This is a genomic window from Bradyrhizobium rifense (assembly GCF_008123425.1).
Taxonomy (GTDB): Bacteria; Pseudomonadota; Alphaproteobacteria; order Rhizobiales; family Xanthobacteraceae; genus Bradyrhizobium; species Bradyrhizobium rifense.
In genome coordinates, this window is sequence record NZ_VSSS01000053.1 from 67,261 (window position 1) to 92,897 (window position 25,637).

19 protein-coding genes are annotated in these 25,637 nt (G+C 64.5%); 13 read left to right on the plus strand and 6 right to left on the minus strand.

Annotated elements, in window-relative coordinates:
* Positions 1-57: 57 nt before the first annotated feature.
* Both FXB40_RS48270 and FXB40_RS32890 read right to left on the minus strand, forming a co-directional pair.
* Complete coding sequence (locus tag FXB40_RS48270; protein WP_187437312.1) at positions 58-1,203, minus strand: GNAT family N-acetyltransferase; 1,146 nt, start codon at positions 1,201-1,203, stop codon at positions 58-60.
* A 215-nt stretch (positions 1,204-1,418) separates the two neighbouring features.
* Positions 1,419-2,483 carry a glycosyltransferase gene (locus FXB40_RS32890; RefSeq protein ID WP_148776384.1) on the minus strand — a complete coding sequence of 355 codons (1,065 nt, stop codon included), beginning with the start codon at positions 2,481-2,483 and terminating at the stop codon, positions 1,419-1,421.
* Between the two features lie 296 nt (positions 2,484-2,779).
* Here FXB40_RS32890 and FXB40_RS32895 point away from each other — a divergent pair, with 296 nt between their 5' ends.
* Complete coding sequence (locus tag FXB40_RS32895) at positions 2,780-3,685, plus strand: glycosyltransferase (RefSeq protein ID WP_148776426.1); 906 nt, start codon at positions 2,780-2,782, stop codon at positions 3,683-3,685.
* A 34-nt stretch (positions 3,686-3,719) separates the two neighbouring features.
* Here the strand turns inward: FXB40_RS32895 and FXB40_RS32900 are convergent, their stop codons facing one another.
* Positions 3,720-4,748, minus strand: a complete 1,029-nt coding sequence (locus FXB40_RS32900) for a glycosyltransferase family 2 protein (protein ID WP_148776386.1) — start codon at positions 4,746-4,748, stop codon at positions 3,720-3,722.
* 390 nt (positions 4,749-5,138) lie between these two features.
* Between FXB40_RS32900 and FXB40_RS32905 the strand changes: the two genes are divergently transcribed.
* From FXB40_RS32905 to FXB40_RS32925, 5 genes are all read left to right on the plus strand, one after another.
* Entirely contained in the window at positions 5,139-5,930 is a 792-nt protein-coding gene (locus FXB40_RS32905; protein ID WP_148776388.1) for a class I SAM-dependent methyltransferase, read from the plus strand.
* 296 nt (positions 5,931-6,226) lie between these two features.
* Complete coding sequence (locus tag FXB40_RS32910; protein ID WP_148776390.1) at positions 6,227-8,521, plus strand: GumC family protein; 2,295 nt, start codon at positions 6,227-6,229, stop codon at positions 8,519-8,521.
* Positions 8,514-9,320 carry a WecB/TagA/CpsF family glycosyltransferase gene (locus FXB40_RS32915; protein ID WP_148776392.1) on the plus strand — a complete coding sequence of 269 codons (807 nt, stop codon included), beginning with the start codon at positions 8,514-8,516 and terminating at the stop codon, positions 9,318-9,320. Before FXB40_RS32910 ends, FXB40_RS32915 begins: the two co-directional genes overlap by 8 nt.
* A 15-nt stretch (positions 9,321-9,335) precedes the next feature.
* Complete coding sequence (galE, locus tag FXB40_RS32920) at positions 9,336-10,328, plus strand: UDP-glucose 4-epimerase GalE (RefSeq protein ID WP_148776394.1); 993 nt, start codon at positions 9,336-9,338, stop codon at positions 10,326-10,328.
* A 223-nt stretch (positions 10,329-10,551) separates the two neighbouring features.
* Positions 10,552-10,893: a hypothetical protein gene (locus FXB40_RS32925; protein ID WP_148776396.1), complete on the plus strand. Its 342-nt coding sequence runs from the start codon at positions 10,552-10,554 to the stop codon at positions 10,891-10,893.
* Here FXB40_RS32925 and FXB40_RS32930 read toward each other — a convergent pair.
* Complete coding sequence (locus FXB40_RS32930; protein WP_148776398.1) at positions 10,867-14,433, minus strand: bifunctional diguanylate cyclase/phosphodiesterase; 3,567 nt, start codon at positions 14,431-14,433, stop codon at positions 10,867-10,869. The genes FXB40_RS32925 and FXB40_RS32930 overlap by 27 nt on opposite strands.
* A gap of 292 nt (positions 14,434-14,725) precedes the next feature.
* Here FXB40_RS32930 and FXB40_RS32935 point away from each other — a divergent pair, with 292 nt between their 5' ends.
* The 3 genes from FXB40_RS32935 to FXB40_RS32945 are packed head-to-tail and all read left to right on the plus strand — an operon-like array spanning position 14,726 to position 17,968.
* Entirely contained in the window at positions 14,726-15,778 is a 1,053-nt protein-coding gene (locus FXB40_RS32935) for an Ldh family oxidoreductase (protein WP_148776400.1), read from the plus strand.
* Between the two features lie 21 nt (positions 15,779-15,799).
* Positions 15,800-17,167, plus strand: coding sequence for an LLM class flavin-dependent oxidoreductase (locus FXB40_RS32940; protein WP_148776402.1), 1,368 nt, complete (start codon positions 15,800-15,802; stop codon positions 17,165-17,167).
* A gap of 15 nt (positions 17,168-17,182) precedes the next feature.
* A complete protein-coding gene (locus FXB40_RS32945; RefSeq protein WP_148776404.1) occupies positions 17,183-17,968 on the plus strand; it encodes a fumarylacetoacetate hydrolase family protein in 786 nt (261 codons plus the stop codon).
* A 1-nt stretch (position 17,969) separates the two neighbouring features.
* On the opposite strand, the gene FXB40_RS32950 is transcribed toward FXB40_RS32945, so the two are convergent.
* On the minus strand, positions 17,970-18,890 hold the full coding sequence (locus FXB40_RS32950) for a LysR family transcriptional regulator (protein ID WP_148776406.1): 921 nt from the start codon (positions 18,888-18,890) through the stop codon (positions 17,970-17,972).
* Between the two features lie 55 nt (positions 18,891-18,945).
* On the opposite strand from FXB40_RS32950, the gene FXB40_RS32955 reads away from it, so the two are divergent.
* On the plus strand, positions 18,946-19,377 hold the full coding sequence (locus FXB40_RS32955; RefSeq protein WP_246208109.1) for a hypothetical protein: 432 nt from the start codon (positions 18,946-18,948) through the stop codon (positions 19,375-19,377).
* A 47-nt stretch (positions 19,378-19,424) separates the two neighbouring features.
* Positions 19,425-19,928 carry a hypothetical protein gene (locus FXB40_RS32960; RefSeq protein WP_148776408.1) on the plus strand — a complete coding sequence of 168 codons (504 nt, stop codon included), beginning with the start codon at positions 19,425-19,427 and terminating at the stop codon, positions 19,926-19,928.
* Positions 19,929-19,961: 33 nt separating this feature from the next.
* Here the strand turns inward: FXB40_RS32960 and FXB40_RS32965 are convergent, their stop codons facing one another.
* Positions 19,962-20,417, minus strand: coding sequence for an Lrp/AsnC family transcriptional regulator (locus tag FXB40_RS32965; protein WP_148776410.1), 456 nt, complete (start codon positions 20,415-20,417; stop codon positions 19,962-19,964).
* 153 nt (positions 20,418-20,570) lie between these two features.
* Between FXB40_RS32965 and FXB40_RS32970 the strand changes: the two genes are divergently transcribed.
* Positions 20,571-24,020 (plus strand): indolepyruvate ferredoxin oxidoreductase family protein, encoded by a 3,450-nt coding sequence (locus FXB40_RS32970; RefSeq protein ID WP_148776412.1) that lies wholly within the window; start codon positions 20,571-20,573, stop codon positions 24,018-24,020.
* Between the two features lie 72 nt (positions 24,021-24,092).
* A complete protein-coding gene (iaaH, locus tag FXB40_RS32975) occupies positions 24,093-25,517 on the plus strand; it encodes an indoleacetamide hydrolase (protein ID WP_148776414.1) in 1,425 nt (474 codons plus the stop codon).
* Positions 25,518-25,637: the final 120 nt, after the last annotated feature.

A 25,637-nucleotide genomic window follows, 5' to 3' on the forward strand; every position in this document is an offset into this window, starting at 1 on the left:
GATAGCACAACGATTGCGATATTCGAGTGACCCTGCAAGGCGCGAGCGTCGACCGCTCTAGCGCGTGCCCTTGCCCATCGCCCGCGCCGCGAAGGCGGCGAGCCTCGGATGGCGGCGCAAGCCCTGGGCGGCATGGTCGCGCAGCACATAAGGCAGCCCGCGCCAGGACAGCGCGACGCTGACGTCTGTCAGCGGCACCGGCTCGGCGCCGAAGCGGCGCTTGTAATCGTGATTGCCTATGCTGAGATCGAAGCGCCGCACGCCTTGCGCATGCAGCGCCGCCATGGTGCGTTCGGTCACGAGCAGCCCCGGCGAGCAATTCGCCCATTGCTTGCCGGCATGGCCGATCCGTAGCAGATAATAGGTCGCGCCGTATCTGACGCCGAGCGTGGTCGCGACGATGCCCTCGTCGCAGACCAGCGCCGAGATCACCGCATAGCCTTCCGCGACGCCCTGCCGGGCCAAATCACGATAGAAGCGGGCATGCGCCTCGTCGTTGAGGACGAAGCGCGAGCCGAGTTGCTGCATGCGCTCCTGCTGCTGGACGTCCATGACGTCGAGGAGCTCGTACGCGCGGGCGGCATCGGAGGCAACCTCGAACCGCGCACCGGCATGGCGGCTGAAGACGCGCCAGCAGCGCGGCATCTGCATGCGCTTGATCGACGCCTGATAGTCCGCATAGTCGTCGCCGGTCAGCACGAGGTTGCCGTTGAGCGAACAGGAGCCGAGCCGGCCGAGCGACACCAGCGGGTTCGGCTTCGCGCCGACATAGGCCGGCAACTTCTTCAGGCGCAGCAGGTCGAGGCCATCAGGCAAGGCGCGCAACGCGTCCACCAGCGCCGCGCCGATCGCCTGCGCGCCGGCCGCATCGAAGGTCGCATCGCAAGCCAGGATCGGGGCGTTGTAGTCGGAGACGCCGAGATCGGCAAACTCGACGACGCGGATGCCGCGCCTGACGTGGCTGAACATCGGTACCATCGCGATGTCCTTGCCGGTCACCGTATCGGTGATGATCGCGATCAGCGGCGGCACGCCATGGAAGGCTTCGTACCAGGCACCTAGCCAGTAGCCATGCTGGAATGCAGTGCGATGGCCCGCATTGAGGCGCAATGCGGCCTGTCGCCAGTCACGCATGAAATCGACTGAGATTCCCGACGTGCTGGACACCCGACCGTCTAGTTGCTCGAGGCTGAGAAACGCCATTTGCGGGGCATACAGTTACTGAATGTGTCCAGATAGATTATGTTTTGTCGCAGACCACAAGTTACGTCCGTGCTTATCGTTAAGCCAATACCGTCGCAGCGCGCGCAGCGTCCTCCGCGTCTCGATATGAAACGCGCGACTGCGACAAGCTGTCAGCGATCGGGTTCCATCTGCGCGACGCATTGGAACCTGGCCAGGGTGGGACGATGGGGGACCTAACCCATCCCCGTTAACCATCCGTCAACCAGCATGCCGGAGGCGGCAGGGACCTGCTGCCGCGCGACGCTGCGCGCGATCTCGTAATACTGCAGCGCGCGCTGCTCCAGCGTGAGGTTGTCCATGATGTAGCCGCGCGGATCGAATTTGCCCGAGGTGCAGCCGGCCCAGAAATCGGTCCAGCGGTCCTCGAAGCCGGCGTGGTCTGTGAATTTGAGACCGCAACGATCGTCCCAATAGGGCACCGACGACACCGGCTCGAACTTGACCCGGTGCGGATAATAGTCGGGATCCGGCCAGGGGCCGCCGGGATCCCAGGCGAACACCGGCACGCCGCTGGACAGCGCCTGCTGATAGGCGATGCCCTGGCTCTCGTTCTGGCACAGGAAGATCATCGCGCGCGAACGCGCCAGCGCGGCCTGATAGTCTTCCTCCTTGTAGCTGCCGTAACGCAGCTCGGTGAAGGAGCGGCCTTCCCTCGTCAGCCGTGCGCGAACCGGCTCGACCAGCTCCGGCACGTAGCGGTCGCGATCCCAGCTGACCTTGTCATAGAGCAGAACGTCGACGGTCTTGTCGCGCGGACGCGACGGCGCCCACAGCTCGGTGTCGATGCCGACCGGCCAGGCTTCGGTCTCCGGCCAATAGGGGCGGTACATGTCGGCATACCAGTCGCCGGGCACCACGACCTTCTTGACCGGAAGCCGCTTGAACAGGTCGGGATCGTCGAGCGGATGATTGTGGGCGGCAACGCCAAGGAGGATCGGGTTCTTCCAGGCGAACTTGTCGAGCAGGAAGGTGCGGCCGATGATGCAGGCGACTTCTTCCGGGTGCTGCGCGATGTAGCCGTAGTCGTTGACGCGATAACGGATGCCGAGCCGGTCGAGCCCGGCACAGAGATTGAGGAACACACGCAGCTGCCCGCTCATGCGCGGCTCGCCGAACAACATCTTGCGCGCCATGCGCCGCAGATGCCGGTCGCCGGGAAACCAGCGATCGTCCTTGTCCTCGTAGAACAGGTTGAGGATCATGTCGTCGGGATCGTAGTCGAATGTCTTTGCGGGCACTGGATCCATCCGCGGCAATCAGACCTGCATTCTCGCATGAGACCGGCTGTCGCACCTCTCGAAAGCAGTGACAGACTTAACGCCACAGGTTTAACGCTAATCTACGAAACTGACGGCACGACGGCCTTCGCAGCAACGATTTGATCGTTATGTGGGTATCATCCGCGCCAGCTCAGACGGCCATTGCCGACAGCCTGGTTAACAGATCCTAAAACACGACGAGCCATCGTTTGACCCTCTCCGACGCCACGCTGGATGTACCGACCGCCGCGCCCGCGGCGGCGGAAGCGCGTGCGATGTCGCCTGTGGTGTCCGTGATCATCCCTGCGAAAAATGCCGCGGCCTATATCGGCGAGACCATCGCAAGCGCGCTGGCGCAAGCCGACGTCGCCGAGGTGATCGTCGTCGACGATGGCTCGACTGATGACACCGTGGCGATCGTCCAGGCCATTCGCGATCCGCGGATACGCTTGACGGTGAACGACGCCAGCGGCGTGTCGGCCGCGCGCAATCTCGGCGCACGAAGCGCGCGCGAGGACTGGTTGATGTTCCTCGATGCCGATGATCGCCTGCGACCCGATGCCGTGACGACGCTGCTGACGGCAGCGAGGACCGCGCCGCACGCGGTCCTGATCTATGGCGACTACAACACGATCGACAGCGCGGGACGGACGATCGGCCGCCGCGGCCTCCTGAAGGGACGCCTCAAGCCGTCCGGCAACGTGCTGGAACGGCTCGCCGGCGGCAATTTCATCGTCAACGGCGGCATCATGCTCATCAGCGCCGAGGCCTTCCGCGCCACCGGCGGCTTCGACGTCTCGCTCCGCTATTGCGAGGACTGGCATTGCTGGTGCCGCCTCGCCGCGCTCGGAGAATTCGCCTACGTGCCGAAACTCCTGCTCGACTACCGCCTGCACACGGCCAACACGATGAACGCCGCAGTGCGGACGCCGCAGGATTTCTTCCCGGCGGTCGCACGCGTGTTCGACGACGAGTTGATCCTCGGCAAGCTGCCGGCCGGCGCGGCGCCCCGTTTGCGGCAGGCCGCGGAAATCCATCTCGTGACCTATGCGGCGACGCAGGCCGTCCGCTTCGGAAGATATCGCGAGGCGCTCGGCTATCTCGGCATGGTCGGCCGGCGCTCGCTCAAGGCGATGCCGCGATCCGCGGTCAAGATCGCTCTGTCTTATTTTGGAATCTAACGACTTTTGGAAAAAGCGGCTTGGCGCGAACGCGTCAGGAGACGATCTTCGAGGCCTTGTAGGGCTTCGGATCGAAGCCGAAAGCCGCGAGCGCAGAACCGACGGCCACCAATACGGGGTGCATCGCGACGACCGCTTTCGATGACGCCAGCAGGCGGGCCGAGCGAACCAGCGATAGCGGCAATCGTCCCAATGTCTGTGCGAATACGCGTGCCCGCGCTGCTGCACTCTGCGCGGCCTTGTGCTGCACACGGTAGTTGATCACCCCGATACGCAGGCCGCGCTTGGCAATCCAACTGATGCTGGTGCGACTTTGCGGCACGGTCTCGGTGATGACGGCCTCCGCGGTCCAGTGGAAAGTCATGCCGGCATTGCGGCCGCGATAGAAGAAGTCGCAATCTCCGCCGCCAAGGAAATTGAATTGCAGATCGAAGGCAGGGCTGCCGAGCCGCTCGAACGCCGCGCGCGTGATCAGGCAATTGCCGCAGCCATAGATCAGCGGCACCGCACCGGTGTAGTCGTAAGCGGGACAGAACGCCGGATGGCGCGCCAGCCAGGGCTGGCGATCGTCGTCGAATACCGGAAGCACCGGTCCACCCACCACGTCGGCACCGGTCGCCTCTGCACTGCGAACCATCAGCTCGAGCCAGTCGGGCGAGGCGATCTCGTCATCATCGATCATCAGGAAGCGGGTTGCGGCGGGAAACAGCGCCTGCGCCGTTTCGAACGCGGCGTTGATCGCCTGGCAATTGCCCTGGCGCTTCTCGACCAGGCAGATGCCCTGGAGCTTGCCGGACGCGAGGTACTCCGCAGCCACCGGCGCGCTCGCGCGCCCAGTCGCGTCGTTCTCGACCATGACCACCGCGAAGGAGCGCGGGGTGCGCTGGTTGACGAGCGAGTCCAGCGTCAGCCGCAGGTGTTGCGGGCGGCGGAAGCAGGGGATGCAGACGACAATGCCGACCGAGAGATCGATGACGCGAGAACTCGCGGCGATCTCCCGGTTGGGATCGCGCACGGCATCCGAGATCCGGCTGGCGGACAAATCTGTCGGGATCAGCGTCATGGCGTTCTAGATGACTGAGATATGTTGAAAAAGCCCTGCGTCCATCGTCCCAGGGCGACACGGCCGCGCGGGACAGATACGTCCCAAAATGAACGGCCTGCTCCAGCGCTCAAACTGCACCGCGACGCTAATGTCCCGGCCACGATGCGTCCTATCATGCGCTTAACCGCTTTCGCGTGTTTTCCCTGCGAATTCCTGCGCGCGTGATACTGCAATTTGCAGTCCATCACCCGCCAACAGCGCAACATGGACAATGCCGTAGTTAACGCATGGTCGGATTAACCCGGCCGTAAGCACCGCGACCGGTGAAGGCCCGCGGCATCGGATTTGCTCTTCGAGAACGAGAGATTTTTCCTGTAAATTTGAGTCGAACAAGCGCGGTCAGAGAACATGAACAAGTCAGCCACGATCGATTTCGCGACAGCCACCGAGACTCAAACCCCGGCGCACACCCAGGCACTGCTCGACCTCGTCGCCGGCGAAGCCCGCGACAGCCTGCTCGGTGTCCACGAGGTACTGCGCCGCGAGCTACCGCAAGGCCGGCTTGCGATCTACGAGGCCGGTGGCGGCTCCTCGAGCTTCCTGCCCATGGATGTGCTCGGCCGCAGCCACGTCACCGTCGTCGACATCGACGAAGACCAGGTCCGCAACAACACCTACGCTGACCAGGCGATCCTCGGCGACGTCCAGACCTATCGCTTCTCGCCCGAGACCTTTGACGTCGTGATCTGCTACAACGTGATCGAGCACCTGCCCGACGTCGAGGCGGCGCTCGTGAACTTCCGCGACGCGCTCAAACGCGGCGGGATGATCCTGATCGGCGCCCCTAATCCGCGCTCGCTGTCCGGCGTCGTCACAAAGCACTCGCCGCACTGGTTTCATGTCTGGTTCTACCGGAATATCCGCGGCATCAAGACGGCCGGCCTGCCCGGCGAAGCACCGTTCCCGACCTTCTTTCACCCGCTGGTGACGCTGTCGAAGCTCGAAGCGTTCGCGTCCGCCCACGGCCTGGAGATGATCTACCGCCGCGAGGTCGAGAGCCCGCGCTATCCCGAGATGCGCCAGCGCAAGCCGCTGTTCGCCGCCATCGTCGACGCCGGCGCGGCTGTGATGAACGCCGTGCTTCCGCGCGGCACCGACGTCCGCCGCGGCGACTATCACGTCATCCTGCGGAAGCGCTGACGGCCATGCCCGCGCAGGCCGGCCAGGACGCTGCAAAGCCGCATGCGCGCGCGCCGTTGGGCCTGCACGGTAACGAATCGTTAATCACTGGGGGACCGACGCTGCCGAAGCGTCACAACGACGCGGCGCATCGTCGCTCGCGCTTAAACGCTTTGTTTGCCATTTCGGTGAATAGTCCCTCAATGAGTATGGTTAATTTTCCCTGTTGCGTTGATTGCGCACCTATATCCCCGGTGCGAGGCGTAAAGCGAAGAGTAACCCCTCAGCCCGCGGCCGTGGAATGAAAGCTGGGGACTATGCTTGACTATAACCAGCCGATCGACCGGGCCAGAGATCCGACCAGATCAGAGGACCCGCAGCGGACATCCGAGGCCAGCTTCAACGTGCTGGAGCTCGTCAGCCTGCTATGGCGGCGCAAGATTGCGATAGCCTCCGCGGCACTGATCGGCGCTTGCCTCGCCGTTACCGTCGGCAAGAGCCTGACGCCCCGCTACACCGCGACCGCCCAGCTTTATGTCGACCCGCGCGAGCTTCAGCTCGTCGATCGCGAGCTTACGCCGCGCGCCCAGGACGTCTCCGGCATGTCCATGGTGGTGGAGAGCCAGGCACGCCTGATCACCTCCAACAGCGTGCTGCTGCAGCTGATCCAGCAGGCCAATCTCGACAAGGATCCCGAATTCGGCGGCGGCGGTGACGGCAGGAGCCTGATGACGTCGTTGCTGGGCCTGATCGGCATCCAGCCCCGCGCGCCCTCTGCCGCGGATATCAAGGACGTACAGCTCGCGGCACTCGAGGCGCTGAACAAGCACATCACGATCCGAAAGACCGAGAAGAGCTTTATCGTCGATATCGAGGTCTGGTCGACCGATCCGGCGAAGGCGGCGATGCTCGCCAACACGCTGACCAACACCTTTCTGACGGACTCGCGCAATTCGCAGGCGCTGGCCGCGCGGCGCGCCACCAGTGAATTGTCTGGCCGGCTGAAGGAGCTGCGCGAGCGGCTGCGCAACGCCGAAACCGCGCTTGCCACCTACAAGGCCCAGAACAATTTCGTCGGCACCCAGGACTCGCTGATTTCCGATCAGCAGCTCTCCAACAGCAACCAGCGGCTGTCCGCAGCCCGCGCGGCGACGATGGACGCACAGGCGCGACTGGACCAGATCGAGGCGAACAAGCGGACCGCCGCGGATGCCGGCGCCATTCCCGAAGCGCTGCAATCACCGACGATCGCGAACCTGCGCGCGCAATATGCCGACGCCCGCAAGAAATACGCGGAGCAGACGGCTGAGCTCGGCCCGCGCCATCCGGCGCTGCGCCAGACCGAGAAGCAGGTCGAAGATCTCAAGCGCACCATCAGCGAGGAGATCGAGCGCTTTGCCCAGTCCGCCAAGAACGATTTGACGCGTGCCCGCGACTACGAGGCCTCGCTCAACCGCGCGCTGGAGGTGCAGAAGCGGCAAAGCGTCCAGCTCAGTCAGGCCGGCGTCCGCCTGCGCGAGCTCGAGCGCGAGGTCGACGCCAGCCGCGACGTCTATCAATCCTTCCTCAAGCGCTCGCGCGAAACCGAGGAGCAGGAAACGCTCAACACCTCGGCGGCCCGCGTCATCGGCGAGGCCACGGTGCCGCAGCGGCGCTCGTTCCCGCCGGCGATGAGCCTGTTCGCCATGATCGGCTTTATCTTCGGCGCGCTGGCCGCCGCCTCCTGGTTCGTCGCGGCCGAGCATCTGTTCAACGGCGCGACCGCCCCCCAACCGAGCCGGCGCGAGCGCACGCCCGCGCCGGATCTTACGAGACCTCAGCCCGAAGCCGCCGCGCCCCAACCTGCGCTTGCGCTGGTCGAGAAACCGCTGATCGCCCGACTTCAGGAGGCCGACGTGATCCGAACGCTCGGCGCCATTCTCGCTACCGGCAGCGGCGTCGATCTGACCCGTGTCGGCTGGCCGACGCTGCGACCCGGATTTCCGCTGACGACGCTGCTCAACGCCTTGCGCGACATGCGGGCGGCGATGGCTCGTCGTGCCGGCAGCAAGACCATGCCGGTGATCGCGCTGGTCAGCGCCGGCGACACCACCGGACGCAGCGTGACCGCGCTGAACTTCGCGCTCGCGGCCGCGCGCGACGGCGGCCGCGTGCTGATGATCGACGCCGACCATCAGGCGCACACGCTCTCGAACAGGATCAATCGTCCCGGCAAGAGCGAGCCAAGCAAGTTTGGCTGGCTCTCGATCGGCAGCAAGGCTGCGCGCGAGATCAAGACCGTCAACGGCATCTCGGTGCTGCCGGCGGGCGAGAGCGATGCCGCTAAGGCTGCTGACGCCATCCGCAAGGCAATCTCACAGGCGCGTTCGGCCGGCGGCTATGACCTCGTCATTCTCGACGGCCCCGCGATGCCGCTGTCGGCCGCCGGTCGCAAGCTGCTCGACAGCGCCGACGCGCTGGTGGCGGTGCTGCCGACCAGCCTCGACATCAACGACAGCATGGAAGAGATTCTGGCCGCACTTGGCGGCGCCCAGCGCAAGCTCGTCGGCGTGGTGCTCGACGAGCTCGCTCCCGCACCCCAAACGCGCCAGCGAGGCAAACAATATGCTTGAGCGCCGCGTCAATCTGGACGGTCGGGCCGCGACCGCCGAGGTACCACGGATCACCGTCGGCGGCCTTCGCATGGCCGCACTCGATCTGGAAGCCACCGCCGATTTCATGATCGAGGCGACCGATCCGCGTCATCGCATCGGCCGCCCGCTGTATCTGACGTCGGCCAATGGCGAGGTGCTGGCGCGCTGCTCGACCGAGCCGCAGACCGAACGCCTGTTCCGCGCCGCCGACCTGATCAATGCCGACGGCCAGCCGCTGGTGGCGGCGTCAAAACTGCAGTCCTGGTTTCCGCTGCCGGAGCGCGTTGCGACTACGGACCTGTTCCATATCGTCGCACGCAAGGCGGAAGTTGCCGGCCGCAGCTTCTATATGCTCGGCGCCAGCGAGGAAGAGAACGACGCGGCGGTCCGACGAGTCCAGAACTTGTATCCGAAGCTCAGGATCGTCGGATACAGCCATGGCTATCTCCGCGGCGACGCCCTGCGCGCCAAGGTCGAGGAGATCAACGCTCTCGCGCCGGATTGCCTGTGGGTCGCGCTCGGCGTGCCTTCTGAACAGGCCTTCGTCGAGGAATACACGCCGCTGCTGACCAATGTCGGCGTCATCAAGACGTCGGGTGGCCTGTTCAACTTCCTGTCGGGTAGCCGCTCCCGCGCGCCGCAATGGATGCAGCGGTTCGGACTCGAATGGGCCTGGCGTACCTGGCTTGAGCCCCGCCGCCTGCTCTGGCGCTATTTGACCACCAACCCCCGCGCGATCTATCTTCTCTTCAGCCGCAACCGGCCCTTCAATCGCTGAGAGGAGTGGAACGCAATGAATGACCGGCCGACTGTCCTCGTCACAGGAGGCGCGGGTTATATTGGCTCGCATGCCTGCCGCGCCCTTTCCGCCGCCGGCTATCGGCCCGTCGTGTACGACAATCTCACAACAGGTCATCGCAGCTTTGTGGCCGGAGAGCTCGTGACCGGCGATCTGCTTGATGGCGCGACGCTGGCGCGCGCCTTTGCCGACCATAAGATCGCGGCGGTGATGCATTTCGCAGCGGCGAGCCTTGTCGGCGAGTCCATGACCGATCCGCAGAAATACTACATCAACAACGTCCAGGGCACGTTGTCGCTGTTGCGGGCGATGCGCGACGCCGGCTGCCACCGCATCGTGTTCTCCTCGACCGGTGCCGTCTATGGCAACGCCGATTCCAAGGAGCTGCCGGAGGACTTTCCCTGCGCGCCGATCAACCCCTACGGCGCGTCGAAGTGGATGATCGAGCGCATGCTCGCCGATTATCGCGCAGCCTATGGCTTCGGCGCGTTCTGCCTGCGCTATTTCAATGCCAGCGGCGCCGATCCCGCCGGCGGCATCGGCGAATTGCGTGACAACGAGACGCATCTCATCCCGCGCGCGATGATGGCGCTGCAGGGGCATGTCGACTTCGCCGTGTTCGGCGACGACTACGACACACCCGACGGCACGGCGATCCGCGACTACATCCACGTCACCGATCTCGCTGCTGCACATGTCGCGGCATTGAAGCTGCTGGAAACGGGACATGCCGGCGGCAGCTTCAATCTGGGAACCGGCTCGGGCTTCTCGGTGCGCGAGATCCTCACCGCCATCAGGCAAGAGACCGGACGCGACGTACCGCACACCGTCAAGCCGCGCCGCGCCGGCGATCCCACTTATCTCGTCGCCGACCCCTCGGCCGCGCGAAAAGTGCTGGACTTCGTGCCGCGCCATTCCGACCTGTCGACCGTGATCCGCACCGCCTGGGCCTGGCACCAGAGGGCGCATCCGCTCAAGTCGCGTTAAGCGCTCATATTGCGCCTTGCCGACCGGGGCCCCGAGCGACTAGAGTGTCGATCACAGACGGTGTCGGCAACTTTTTCGGCCGCCCTATGTACTCATGTCGCCGCCGACGGAGCGGCACGCGAGGCTCGGCCAATAGCGCGAGCCGTTCCTTATTTACAGCGAAGCAAGCTCGAATCGGCGCATCGCCTGCTTTCAGGCGCGGCCCCAGAAAGCCCCGGAACGTATGCATCAGGCCGCAAGCCTGCAATTCGACCGCGTGATGGACGAGCTTGTCCTCTGGCACGCCGTGCCCGAGGACAAACGCTCGCCAGCGCCAGCATGGTGGTGGGGACCGGCTATGGCGGTGTGCGAAGGACACGAGTTGATGCCACACGCATGGTGTTGTGAACTCGGCCTGGGCGACGGCTCAAGCTTTGCCGAAGGTGCGCAGGCCCTTTTCACGCTGTTCGCCGAGCAAACCTTGCCGACCTGGCCGGATAATTTTCCGCGCAAAGCCGCGATCAAGGAAGACGACGTTCGCGAATTGCAGCCGCTACCGTCAGACGACAGCGCGTTTCAGCCGTAACGCCGCGGATTCGTTCACGGCCGGATCCGCCTCCGGCTGGAGCGGCGGCGCGACAGACAGCTCCACCGGCCGCAGCAGTTCGGCCATCTGTTTCGCGGGCAGCGGCTTCGCGATCAGGAAACCTTGCATCTCGTCGCAGCCATGGGTGCGCAGGAAGGCCTCCTGCTCGGCGTTCTCGACGCCCTCGGCGACCACGGTCATGCCGAGCGCCTTCCCCATGCTGATGATCGCCTGCGCGATCGCCTGGTCTTCCGAATCCTGCGGCAAGTCGCGCACGAAGGAGCGGTCGATCTTGATGGTGTCGATCGGGAAGTGCTTCATCAGCGACATCGACGAATAGCCGGTGCCGAAATCGTCGATGGCAAGCCGGATGCCGCGGCTCTGAATCGCGTCGAGCACTTTCAGCGCACGACCGACATTGCGCATCATCATGCTCTCGGTGACCTCGAGCTGGAGCAGCACCGGCGACATGCCGGAGGCCGCCAGGGCCTCGTCGACGTCCTGCAGCAGATGCTCGTCGGCAAATTGCCGCGGCGACAGGTTCACGGCCATCGACACCGGCAACAAGCCGCGGCGCTGCCAGGCCATCGCCTGCACGCAGGCTTCCTTCACCACCCAGCGGCCGATCGGCACGATCAGGCCGGTCTCCTCCGCAAGCGGAATGAACTGTGCCGGCGAGATATTGCCGAGATCGGGATGGCTCCAGCGCAACAGCGCTTCCACGCCGGTGATCTGGCCGGTCTCCATGTCGACCTTGGGCTGGTAGTTCAACGAGAACTGCTCGCGCTCCAGCGCCCGCCGCAGCGCGCTTTCGAGCGACAGCCGCTCGATCGACTGCGTCTTCACTTCCTTGGAGAAGAAGCGATAGCCGTTCTTGCCGTCTTCCTTGGCGAGATACATCGCCATGTCGGCGTTTTTGGTCAGCGTTTGCGCGTCGGCGCCGTTGGCCGGATACATCGCGATGCCGATCGAGGCCGTGGTGTGGCACTCATGGCCGGCGAGCTCCATAGGCTCGGCGAGCGCCGTCAACAGCCCGGTGGCGATACGCTGGACCTCGTCGATCTCGCCGCACTGGTCGAGGATCACCACGAACTCGTCGCCGCCTAGGCGCGCCACGACGTCGCTTGCCCGCAGCGCACCGCGTAAACGGTTCGCGACTTCGAGCAGCAGCAAATCGCCAGCCTCATGGCCCAGCGAATCGTTGATGACCTTGAAGCGGTCGAGATCGATGAACAGCACGGCGAAACGGTGATCGTGGCGCTGCGCCGCGTCGATCGCCTCGCGCAGCAACCCGTTGAAGGTCTCGCGGTTCGGCAGGTCGGTCAGGCTGTCATGCGACGCGAGATATTCGATGCGTTCGTCCGCCTCATTCTTCTCGTCGGCGCGATCGAAATTCTCGATCGCAAACGAGACGTTACCGGCGAGACGCTGCAACAGCTCGACGAACTCGGGGGTGAAGGTCTCATGCTCGGTCGACATGTAGATCATGACGCCGACCGGCCTGTCGTGCGTGATCAGCGGGAACGCCGCGCCGGAGCGCGCGCCGTCGCCCTGCAGCACGGCATGGAAGGCGCTGACACGGTTGTCGTTCACATAATCGTTGCTGACACAGGGCTGCCGGGTGCGGAACGCGGTGCCGCTCATGCCGCGGCCTTCGGGCCGGTCGGCATCGATGGAGAGACGAACATTCCGCGTGGTCTCGGCCGACGGTCCTGCGGCCGCAACGATTTCGAGCTGGTCGCTGTCGGCCCTGGCGAGCGCAATGGTTGTCGAAGTGAACTTGCCGCCGGTGGACGCAGCCTGACACACGAGCTCAAACAGCTCGGCACGGGACTTGGCGCGCACGATCGCTTCGTTGGTGGCGCTCAGCGCGGCGAACATGCGCGTCAGGCGCTCCTTCTGCGCCTCGGCCCGAGCCCGTTCCTCGGCCCGGTCGAAATTGTCGAGCGCAAAGGAGACGTTCGCCTGCAATCGCTGCAAGAGCTCGACGAATTCGGGTGTGAAGGTACCGCGCTGGAACGAGTGGAAGAGGAAGGCACCCTCGACCCGGTCGCCGTTGAAGAGCGGCAAGGCCGCCGCCGATGCGATACCGTCCCGACGCGCGCCCTGGCGCCACGGCTTCATGCGCGGGTCCGCCCACAAATCATTGCTGACGCAGGGCTGCCGCGTACGGAACGCGGTGCCGGTCAATCCCCGTCCCTCCGGAACCTTGTCGGTCGTCGCAAGCTTGAAGCGGCGCACCTGCTCCTTGTTCGGACCGTAGCTGGCAACCACGCGGAGCAGCTCGGCATCGTGATCGACGAGCGCAATCGACGTCGACGCGAACTTGGCACCCTGCACCGTCGCCTCGCACACCAGGTCGAACAGTTCGCCGCGCGAGCGCGCCCGCAGGATGGCTTCGTTGGTGGCGCTGAGCGCCGCATACATGCGCGCGAGGCGGTCCTCCTCCTCGGCAATCCGGGCCTTCTCCGTTTCGCGGTCGAAATTCTCCAGCGCGAAGGAGACGTTCTCCGTCATGCGAAGCAGCAGCGCGACGACCTCCTCGTCGTTCGCCCATGATTTGCTGACGAACGAGAACAGCACGCCGACGCTGGCCCCGCGCTTGACCAGCGGCGCAACCATGCAAGCCACCGCCCCGGCATCGACGTTCGCCTGCTCCCACGCCGTTCCCTTGATTCGATTGGCGAGGTCGTCCTCGACGATCAGTCGTTGCGTCCGGAATACCTCGCCGACAATACCTCTGCCGTGCGGATTCTCCGGATCGATCGAATAGTGAGCCTGTCTGATCAGATCGAGGTTCTGGCCGGTCGCAGCGACCGGCTTCAGCCAGTGCGAGTCGGGCTCACGCAGCAGAACGAAGGTGGCGAGCGACTTGGCGCAGTAGACGGCGGCATCGCAGACGCGCTGGCACAGTTCCAGCTCGGTCCTGGCGTGCAGGATGGCCTCGTTGGTCGCGCTGATGGCGCCGAACATGCGGTTGAGGCGTCGTGTCGCCCGCTCGCCGTCCTGCCGCGCGGTCTCGCGTTCGAAATTCTCCAGTGCATAGGAAATGTTGGCCGACATGCGCTCGAACAGCGACACCATCTGCTCGGTCAACGAGCCCGCCTCGCTGCGGGTCACGAACAGCACGCCGACGCTCTTGCCGTTGCACAGCAGCGGCAGCGCCGCCGCGGCGCCGATATTCGCCCTGGCCGCGCCCTCACGCCACGCCAGCGAGCGCGCATCGTTCAAATAGTCATTGCTGATGCAGAGCTTCTGGCTGCGAAACGCCTCGCCGCCGACACCCGAGCCCTCGGGCGCGCCAGCTTCGGTGGTGATCTTGATCGCGCGCAGACGCGCCACGTCGTCACCGCGCCCTGCGGCAAAGCGCAAGTGCTGGCCATCCGGCTCCACCAGGAACACGGCGACAGCCATGAAGTCCCCGCTCGAAAACCCGGCGTCGCAGACCATCTGGTACAGCGCGTCCGGCGATTTCGCGTAGAGGATCGCTTCATTGATGGCGCTCAACGCCGCAAAGGTGCGCGCGAGTGTCGTCGGCACGATCTTAACTCCCGGGCATTTCTGCCGATTTATCCCGGATGCTTTATGATCGGGGATCGCCTAAGTGGTCGTTATTGCGCCGTGGAAACCGCCGATCAAAGTGAACGAGCTACAAATGACGCGCGCGAAATGATCGGGAATACCGCCGCGCGGCAGGAATTGGCGGCCAAAGGCGCGCTCTCTTTACGAATTTGCAGCCCTGTATTGGTTTACGGGAGATTGATATCGCAGCTCCGCTTTGAGACGATGGCTCCCAACAACGCCCACCAAGGGCGAGACCTGAGGGAACGCCATGCCCATCGTCAAGGCCGACCGCCTCACGCGCGTCAGCGCTGCTTTGCTCCGTGCCGCCGGAGCCTCCGAGGAAGAAGCCGACGCTGTTGCCGTCGGCTGCGTCAACGCCAATCTCGCCGGCCATGACTCCCACGGCGTGATCGCGGTTCCGACCTATATCGATCGTATCAAGGCCGGACACATCGTCCCCGGCGCCAAATGGACCATCGTCCAGGAATCGCCAACCACGACCGCGATCGACGGCCATTGGGGTTTTGGCTTCTACGTCAATGCCAAGGCGATGGCGCTGACGATCGAAAAGGCGAAGACGGCGAATGTTGCCGCCTGCACCGTATTCCGGCAGAGCCATGTCGGCCGCCTCGCCGCCTATCCGCTGATGGCGATGCGCGAAGGCATGATCGGGATTGCCACTGCCGATTCCGGCCGCTCGCCAAAACACGTCGCGCCGTTCGGCGGCAAGGAGGCGCGGCTCGGCACCAACCCGATCTCGATCGCGGTGCCGTCCGATCTCGAGGCGCCGTTCTATCTGGACATGGCGACGTCCGCAGTCGCCGCCGGCAAGATCCAGCTCGCGGTCGCCCGCGGCGAGGAGATTCCGACCGGATGGATCATCGATGCCGAGGGCCGGCACACCACCGATCCCACGCAATATCGCAAGGGCGGCGCCCTGCTGCCGCTCGGCGGCACCGAAGGTTACAAAGGTAGCGGTCTCGCTGCCATGGTCGAGGTGCTGTGCGGCCTGCTCACCGGGTTGGGATTCGGCGTCGAGCCGACCGGGCGGCATAATGACGGATGCTTCATGGCGGTGTTCAACGTCGCCGCCTTCCGCCCGCTGAAGGAATTCAAGCGCGAGGTCGCCGAGTTCGCGCAGTACCTGAAATCGACGCCGCCGTCCGAAGGCAGCCAAGGCGTCTACTATCCCGGCGAGATCGAGGGCGTGCGCGAGCAGCAACGCCTGCGCGACGGCATCGAGGTCGAGCATGCGACCTGGGAGAAACTGCGCGCGCTGGCGCGCGACTACAGGCTCGACACCGTCCTCGATCTGTCCTGACTCAATTCGGAGAACAGCAGCATGAATCGGCAGATGGTCCTGGTCGGCTTCCTTCAGGCGCAGAACTGCACGAACTTGCCGAGCTCGTGGCGGCATCCGGACTCGCGCGCCGATTCGATGTCGGCGGACTATTACCAGGAGATCGCGCGGATTCTCGAAGCCGGCAAGTTCCACATGGCGTTTTTCGACGATCGCCTTGCCATGCCGGACCGCTATGGCAACGACCACGCCCACACCGTCGAATACGGCATCCGCTGCGTGAAGATGGATCCGCTGATCGTGCTGACCACGATGGGCCTTGTCACCGACAAGCTCGGGCTCGGCGCGACCTGCTCGACCACCTATTACGAGCCCTTCGACGTCGCCCGCCGTTTTGCCACGCTCGATCTGATGTCGGGCGGGCGCGCGGGCTGGAACGTCGTGACCTCGCTGAACGACGGTGAAGCACTCAACATGGGGCGCGACTCCCATCCCGAACATGATTCCCGCTACGACAAGGCCGACGAGTTCATGGAGGTCGTGCTCGGCCATTGGGATACGTGGGAAGATGGCGCGCTCATCATGGACAAGACGAGCGGCCGCTTTGCAGATCCAACCAAGGTGAAGCGGCTCGATCACAAGGGGCCAGCCTTCAAGTCGCGCGGGCCGTTCACGGTGCCTCGCTCGGACCAGGGCCATCCCGTGATCATCCAGGCCGGCGCATCCGGCCGCGGCCAGCGCTTTGCCGGCCGATGGGGCGAGGTGATTTTTACGGCCGCACGCAATCTGCAGGGCGCCAAGGACGGCTACGCCGCCGTGCGCAACGAGGCCGCGAAAGCCGGCCGCGATCCCGATCAGATGTTCCTCTGCAATCTGACAACGCCGGTCTGCGCAGCGACCAAGTCTGAGGCCGAGGACAAGATGGCACTGATCAACAAGTTGCCGCTCGAGATCGACGCGCTGTCGCTGCTCGCCGAGGCGCTCAACTACGACTTCGCCTCCAAGGATCTCGACGCGCCGCTGACGACGGACGAGCTCAAGAGCATGCAGGGCATTCTGGGCATCCGCGACGGCGTGCTGAAGAACTCCGGCAAGAGCAATCCGAGTGCGCGTGACTTCGTCACCTTCTCCGGCCGCGGCCAGGTGCACGACGCCATGGTCGGCGGTCCCCGGGAGATCGTGGACAAGTTAGAGGAAATGTTCGTCGAACGCGGCTGCGATGGCTTTGTCATCGCTGCGACCTATGTGCCCGGCTCCTACGCGGACTTCGTGCAGCATATCGTGCCGGAATTGCAGCGGCGCGGGCTGTTCCAGAAAGAGTATCGCGGCAAGACGCTGCGGGACAATCTCGGGCTGAAACGGCCGGCCGCCGGCGCCTGGAAACTTCAGCCGCGCGATGCCGCGGAATAACAACGAGGACAAGACATGCGCTGGCTGAAATTCACCGCCTCCGGCAAGACCTCCTGGGGCCTTGTCGAGGCCAATCAGGTCGTCGCGGTCGACGGCGATCCGCTCCGTGACTGGCAGCGCACCTCGCGCACGCATCCGCTGAGCGACGTCAAGATCGAGCTGCCGCTGATCCCGCGCACCTTCTATTGCGTCGGCCTGAACTACCTGAAGCATCTGAAGGAAGCCGCCGACAAGCGCGGCGAGGTTCCGGCCGTACCTGAGCGGCCCGAAATCGGCTATCGCGCGCAGAACGCGCTGATCGCGCATGACGAGGACGTCGTGATCCCGTCTTTCGCGACGGAAAAGATCCATTACGAGGGCGAGCTCGCCGTCGTCATCGGCAAGAAGGTGAAGCACCTGACGGCCGAGAACGCGATGGATTGCGTGTTCGGCTACACCATCGGCAACGACGTCAGCGAACGCTCCTGGCAGAAGGCCGATCGCAGCCTGTGGCGCTCGAAGAACGCCGACACGTTCAAGCCGATGGGGCCGTGGATCGAGACCGAGGCCGATCTTGCGACGATGGAAACGATCGTTCGCGTCAACGGCAAGGAGACCAACCGCTTCCGCACCAACGACATGATCTTCGGCGTGGTGCCGTTCCTGGTCGAGCTGACCAGATATTTCACGCTGTGGCCAGGCGACGTGATCTGGATGGGCACAGACGGGGCATCACCGGACATCAAGCATGGCGACGTCGTGGAGATCGACATCACCGGTGTCGGGACGCTGCGGAACAGGTTTGTGCGGGAGGGGCGGTAAATCAGCTCGAGCCACCCGATCGGCCCTTCACATGGTCGATGAAAGCTCGCAACTTCGGCATGATTTGTCGATGGCCGGGATAGTAGAGAAACACACCCGGCGTCATCGGTACGAATTGCTCCAGCACAGGAACGAGTTTTCCCGACCTCATGGCGTCTGCGGCCAGCGGGCCGGGCACTTGCGCAAGTCCGACGCCCTCGACCGCAGCTCCGACCAATGTGGGAAAGTCGTTGGCGATGAAAGGTCCCGAAACGGCGATCTCGATCGAACGACCGTTGTCGTTGACCGACCATGATGCGAGCGCGCCGCTCGATCGTCGCAATCTCAAGCACGCGTGCTGGCGCAAATCATCGGGACGCTGGGGCCGGCCGCGCCCGGCGAGGTAAGTCGGGCTGCCGACGATCACGAAAGGCAGCGCCTTTGTCAGGCGTACCGCGACCATGTCCGGGGAGATGAACTGCCCCATCCTGATGCCGGCATCAAAGCCCCCGGCTGCGAGATCGACCAGTTCTTCGCTTGCGGCAAGCTCCACCTCAATCTCGGGAAATGCCTGGCAGAACGACGCCACCAGTGGCTCCAGCAGGATTGGCACGACCGAGCGCGGTACGGTGAGACGCAAGAGCCCGGCCGGCCGCTGTCCAAGTTCACGCGCGGCCCCGCTGGCCGCGACGAGCTCCTCGAAGGCAGGCCTTGCGCGCGCAAGAAACCTTTCGCCGGCTTCGGTCAGACCGACACTGCGGGTCGTGCGGAGGAAGAGCGCGGCGCCCACGCGCGCCTCTAGCGTCCGGACCGCCTGACTGATGGCAGACGGCGTGACCCCGAGCTCAGCGGCCGCTCGGCGGAAGCTGCGGTGCTGGGCGACACTCAGGAACGCCTCGACGCCGTCGAGCGCACCCTGCCTGACTGTGAAGTTCTGCTTCATAGCCCATCAACATTATCGCGAATAGTCGCCCACGCAAAGCGGCCTTACATCCGGATTGCAACTGAGCCGCACGGGAGAAGCGAAACCGATCAAGGCAATCCGCAACGCCGCCCTGGCCCTCACCCTCTCACTGACAGGTGTCACCATGACCGATCCATCCCTTGCTCAAGCACAAGCACCGTCACCCGCGACCACGGGCGTGTTGGTCATCCTGACCGTCAAGACGGGCATCGCGCGTGAGCAGGTCATGGCCGTCATGCCTGATGAAGTCAGGCAGACGGTGCAGCTCTATCTCGATGGGAAGATCCGCGAATGGTATTCGCGGGCCGACGGGCGCGGCGCCGTCTTCCTGCTCGATGTCAAGGATGTCGCCGAAGGGCACGCGATCATGGATGCCCTGCCACTCGCCAAACAGGATCTCGTCGACCACGAATACATCGCGGTCGGCCCGCTCATGCCGCTCCGCCTGCTCACGACCAAGCCCTGAGCGCGACAATCGATCCGCCTCGAACCTCACCTGAAGGACGTCCCAACGTGCCACCGAACTTCAACCTTCCGTTCGTCCTCAGTGTCGCCGGCGCCTTGCTGACAAGCGCGGTGGTCGCTGCCCTTTACGTCTGGCCTCTGGTCCGCGCGATGCCTCGCCTTGACGCCCTGAGACTTCTCGCCGCGTTCCATGCGTTCCGCTTCCTGGGAATGAATTTCATGGTTGCCGGCTTCGTATCAGCTGAGTTGAGCCCGGATTTTGCCAGCGAGGTCGGGTGGGGAGATCTCATAGCTGCCACTCTCGCGCTCACGTCAATGGCGGCGCTGTCCTGGCGATGGTCGATCGCCGTGCCGATGGTCTGGATCTTCAACGTGTGGGGTACGCTCGATCTCTTGAATGCGTACTACGTGGGCGCGACGAAGATACAGAGCCCCGGCCTGTTTGGCGCCGGCATTTATATCCCGGCCCTCTACGTGCCTTTGCTGCTGGTCAGCCACGTGCTTGTCTTCATGCTTCTGCTGAGGCCCGGATCGGAAGAACAGGCGTCGTGATGCCCGGCAACAACGGGCGCGAATGAAGCTTTGTCAAAACGGCAGCGCCACGCTCGTCTTGATCTCCTTCAGCACGACATTGCTGCGGACGTAGCGGATGCCTGGGATGCGGAACATGAACTCATCGAGAAAGCTGTTGTAGGCGGCCATGTCCTGCACGACGACGCGAAGGTGATAATCGGCGTCCCCCGTGGTCGCAAAACACTCCAGCACCTCACGGCGCGTGGTGACGCGGGACACGAACTCGTCGACGAATTTGGCATCGTGCCGCTCCAGCGAGACATGGAGGATGGCCGACATCGCAAATCCCGCCTGCTCGCGCGCGACCAGCGCTGCATAGCCGCGAATGACGCCGCTGTCCTCGAGCGCGCGCACCCGGCGCCAGCAGGCCGAGGTCGACATGCCGACCTCGTCGGCGAGCTGCTGGTTGGTGGCGCGGCCATCCTTCTGGAGGTGGGCGAGAATCCGCGTGTCCTGGTCTTCAATCATCGAGAACCCTCCAATCGATGAAATCTACCAAACTTATGGATCATGTGCAAAATTCTACCGTTTTTACGTGCTAATCGGGATAAATAGGTAAGACCTACCAGCGCGCCAAGCATAACCTTCGCCTATCCGGCAGGATGCCGCGCGAGGTCCGATATGGACGCTATTCCGTCACTCGACGCCTACGAACTCTCCGACCGCTACGAGCGCGAGGACGGCCGCGTCTTCCTCACGGGCACGCAAGCGATCGTCCGCATCGCGCTCGACCAGGTCAGGCGCGACCGCGCCGCGGGGCTCAACACCGCCGGCTTCATCTCCGGCTATCGCGGTTCCCCGCTCGGCGGCATCGATCTCGAACTGTGGCGCATCCAGCAGCGATTGAAGCAGGACCGCATCGAATTCCTCCCCGCCGTGAACGAGGACCTCGCGGCAACCGCCGTGCTCGGCTCGCAGCAGGTCGAGACCCAGGCCGAACGCGAGGTCGATGGCGTGTTCGGCCTCTGGTACGGCAAGGGCCCCGGCGTCGATCGCTCCGGCGATGCGCTCAAGCACGGCAATGCCTACGGCTCGTCACCGCATGGCGGCGTGCTGGTGGTCGCCGGCGACGACCATGGCTGCGTGTCGTCCTCGATGCCGCATCAATCCGACGTCGCCTTCATGAGCTGGTTCATGCCGACGCTGCACCCCGCAAGCGTCAGCGAATATCTGGAGTTCGGCGAGTACGGCTACGCGCTGAGCCGCTTCTCCGGCATGTGGGTCGGCTTCAAGGCGATCTCGGAGATCGTCGAGTCAGGCGCATCCGTCGCGCTGCACCCACCGCGCCTGTTCCGCACGCCTGACTTCACCCCGCCGCCGGGCGGACTGCACTATCGCTGGCCCGATCTGCCGGGCCCGCAGATCGAGGAGCGGCTGGAAGCGAAAAAGCACGCGGTCTACGCCTTCGCCAAAGCCAATCCGATCGATCGCCATATCTACGACATTCCAAACGCCACCTACGGCATCGTCACCACGGGCAAGGCGCATCTCGATCTCATGGAAGCGCTGCGGCTGATGGGCCTTGATGAAGCCGCCTGCCGCAGCATCGGCATCGACATTTACAAGGTCGGCATGGTCTGGCCGCTGGCGCTGCATGACGCCATGGATTTCGTGAAGGACAAGCGCGAGATCCTCGTGGTCGAGGAGAAGCGCGGCATCATCGAGAGCCAGTTTAAGGAATATTTTTACGACTATCCCGGCGCGAAACCCGAGCGCATGGTCGGCAAGCACGACGAAAACGGCGCGCGGCTGATCTCCTGGATCGGCGAATTGTCGCCGCGCGCGTTGGCGTCCGTGCTCGCCCGCCGGCTCGATCCGATGTTTCCGGGGCTCAATCTGGCCGAGCGCGCCGCCGCGCTGCTGCCGGAGGTCGAGCGCACGATCAATGTGTCGGGCGCGACGCGCACGCCCTATTTCTGCTCCGGATGTCCGCACAACACCTCGACAAAAGTGCCCGAGGGTTCAAAAGCACTGGCCGGCATCGGCTGCCATTTCATGGCGAGCTGGATGGACCGCGAGACCTCGTCGCTGATCCAGATGGGCGGCGAAGGCGTGAACTGGGCGGCCTCGTCACGGTTCACCGGCCACAAGCACGTCTTCCAGAATCTCGGCGAAGGCACCTACTACCATTCCGGCTCGATGGCGATCCGGCAGGCGATCGCTGCCAAGGCCAACATCACCTACAAGATCCTGTTCAATGATGCCGTGGCGATGACCGGCGGCCAGCCGGTCGACGGTCCCATCAGCGTGCACGCCATCGCACACAGCGTCCGCGCCGAGGGCGTGGCGCGCATCGCGCTGGTATCGGACGATCCCGCGCAATTCCTGCCCGCGGATCTGCCAGGCGGCGTCACCATTCATCCGCGCGAGGAGATGGACGCCGTGCAACGCGAGCTGCGCGACGTCTCCGGCGTCTCCGTGCTGATCTACCAGCAAACCTGCGCCACCGAGAAGCGGCGCCGGCGCAAGCGCGGACAGATGGCCGATCCCAAGCGCTATGCTTACATCAATGATCTCGTCTGCGAGGGTTGCGGCGACTGCTCGGTCGAGTCCAACTGCCTGAGCGTCGAACCGAAGGAGACGCCGTTCGGCCGCAAGCGGCAGATCAATCTGTCGGCGTGCAACAAGGATTTCTCCTGCCTCAACGGCTTTTGCCCCAGCTTTGTCACCGTCGAAGGCGCGACGCGCCGGAAGAAGAGCGCGAGCGAGATCGATGCAATCGGTCGCGCCGCCACGCTCCCCCTCCCCGCCCCCGCCACGCTCGACCGTCCCTACGACCTGCTGGTGACTGGCGTCGGCGGCACCGGCGTGATCACGGTCGGCGCGCTGATCGGGATGGCCGCGCATCTGGAGCGCCGCGGCGTCTCGTTGTTGGATTTTACCGGCTTTGCGCAGAAGTTTGGCCCGGTGCTGAGCTACATCCGCCTCGCTTCAAGTCCCGATGCGTTGCACCAGGTCCGCATCGACCAGGGCGCGTCCGATGCGCTGATCGGCTGCGACGTCGTCGTCAGCTCCTCGCCGAAGGCGTCCGGCACCTATCGCCACGGCACACGCGCTGCAATCAACACCGCGGAGATGCCGACCGGCGACGTCGTCCGCTTCCGCGACGCCGATCTCGCTTCCCCTGCCCGCCTGCGCGCAATCCGGCAGGTCATCGGCAACGACAATCTCGACACGATGAACGCGAATGCACTGGCCGAGCGCCTGCTCGGCGACGCCGTCTATGCCAACATCATCATGCTGGGCTTTGCCTGGCAGCGCGGACTGGTGCCGGTTTCGCTATCGGCGCTGCTGCGCGCGATCGAGCTCAACGGCGTCGCGGTCGAACGCAACAAGCAGGCTTTTGCCTGGGGTCGGATCGCCGCCGCCGATCCGGACTTTTTGCCGAAGGCGAACGAGGCTCCCAAGGCCGAGACGCTCGACCAACTCATCGCCCGGCGCGCCGATTTCCTCACCGCCTATCAGGATGGGGCTTATGCGGCGCGTTATCGCGCACTCGTCGCAAAAGTTCGTACTGCGGAAGCGGCTCTCAACAGCGAGGCCCTGACCGAGGCCGTCGCCCGCGCCCTCTTCAAGCTGATGGCCTACAAGGATGAGTACGAGGTCGCGCGCCTGCACATGCAGACCGGCTTTCTCGACGAGCTGAAGCGCGAGTTCGAGGATGGCTTCAGCGTGAAGTATCATCTCGCCCCACCGTTCCTGCCGTCCAACCACGACGCTCGCGGCCGCCCGCGCAAGCGCGCTTTCGGCCAGTGGATCCAGACGCCGCTCGCCATGCTGGCGCGACTCAAGGTGCTGCGCGGAACGCGGTTCGATCCGTTCGGCTACACGGCCGAGCGGCGCACTGAGCGGGAGCTGATCGGCTGGTATGAAGGCGTCATCACACAAATTCTGGATCGGCTCGAAACGGCGGATCTGCCCGACCTCGTCGCCATCGCAAAAGCCCCGATGGACATCCGCGGCTACGGCCCGGTGAAGGACATCGCGATCGCGAAGGTGAAGCCCGAGGTCGAGCGGCTGCTCGCCGCTCTGGCCAAATCTTCATCGGCAAAGATGCGCGCCTACGGTTGACGTGACGCCACCGAGGCTTCAGCCTCCCGGGTAGAAGAGGCTCCCACATGGAGTCCTGCAATCGGGTGGCGCATGAATTTCGACGAGTTGACCCTGACCCAGGCCGCGGCCGAGCTCGCCGCCGGGAAAATCACGAGCCACGCGCTCACCTCCGAGGCGCTTGCCCGTGCCAAGACCAACGTCGATTTGAACGCCTTCGTCACCCTGGATGAGGAAGGTGCCCTCAAGGCCGCCGTCGCATTCGACACGCAGGGCGCCGGCGCCGGGAGCAGGCCGCTCGGCGGCGTTCCCATCGTGATCAAGGACAATATCGAGGTGGCCGGGTTGCCCTGCACCGCGGGAACGCCGGGGCTGAAGACCTTCATTCCAGGCGCTGACGCACCTGTCGTGGCGAAGTTGCGCGCCGCGGGCGCCGTCATCATCGGCAAGACCAACATGCACGAGCTTGCGTTCGGCATCTCCGGCTACAACACCGCGTTCAAGACCGGCGCCGAATACGGCGTCCGCAACGCCTATGACCGCGCGCTGATCGCTGGTGGCTCCTCCTCCGGAACCGGCGCCGCGATCGGCGCGCGGATCGTGGCAGGCGGTCTCGGTACCGACACCGGCGGATCGGTGCGCGTGCCCGGCGCGTTGAACGGTTGTGCCTCGCTGCGGCCGACCGTCGGCCGTTATCCGCAAGCCGGCATCGCGCCGATCTCGCACACCCGCGACACCGCAGGCCCGATGGCCGCCACCATGGCGGACGTCGCGCTGCTCGACCGCGTCATCGCCGGCGGCGATGCGGTTCAGCCAGCCGATCTGAGCAAGGTTCGTCTCGGCCTTGTGACGAGCATGCTGACGAATCTCGACGGAGACACGGAAGCCGCGTTCCACGCCGCGCTCGACCGATTGAAGGCGCAGGGCGTGACGGTGATCGACATCGAAATGGCGGAGCTGGCCCAGCTTAACGGTCAGGTCGGATTTCCGGTTGCGCTCTACGAAGCCTATGACGACATGGTCGCCTATCTCAAGCGCACCGGCACCGGTGTGACCATTGACGCAATGGTCGCGCAAATCGCGAGCGCCGACATCAAGGGCACCTATGAGGGGCTGGTGCTGCCGCGCAAATTGCCGGCGCCCGACGGCAGCTTCGTTGATGCAAAGCCGCTTTACGATCTCGCCATCAATGTCGCGAGGCCGGCGCTTCAGGCGCTCTACCAGCAGACTTTTGCAAGCAACCGGCTCGACGCCATCACCTTCCCGACCACGCCGCGGGTTGCGATTGCCTCCAATCCGGAGTCGAGCAGTCTCGAAAATTTCGGCCTGTTCATCCAGAACACCGACCCCGGCAGCAATGCCGGCATTCCCGGCATCCAGATTCCGATTGCGCTGGGCGCTTCCAGCAAATTGCCGATTGGACTGGAACTCGACGGCCCCACGGGCAGCGACGAACGGCTGCTTGCGATCGGCGTCGCGTTTGATGCCGTGTTTGGGCGGCTTCCGGCGCCACGTTGACACTGTCGTAGGGTGGGCAAAGCGAAGCGTGCCCACCACTTTTGCCCGTTAGAGAAAGATGGTGGGCACGGCGCTTCGCACCTTTGCCCACCCTTGTAATAGCGCACCGGACTAGAATGG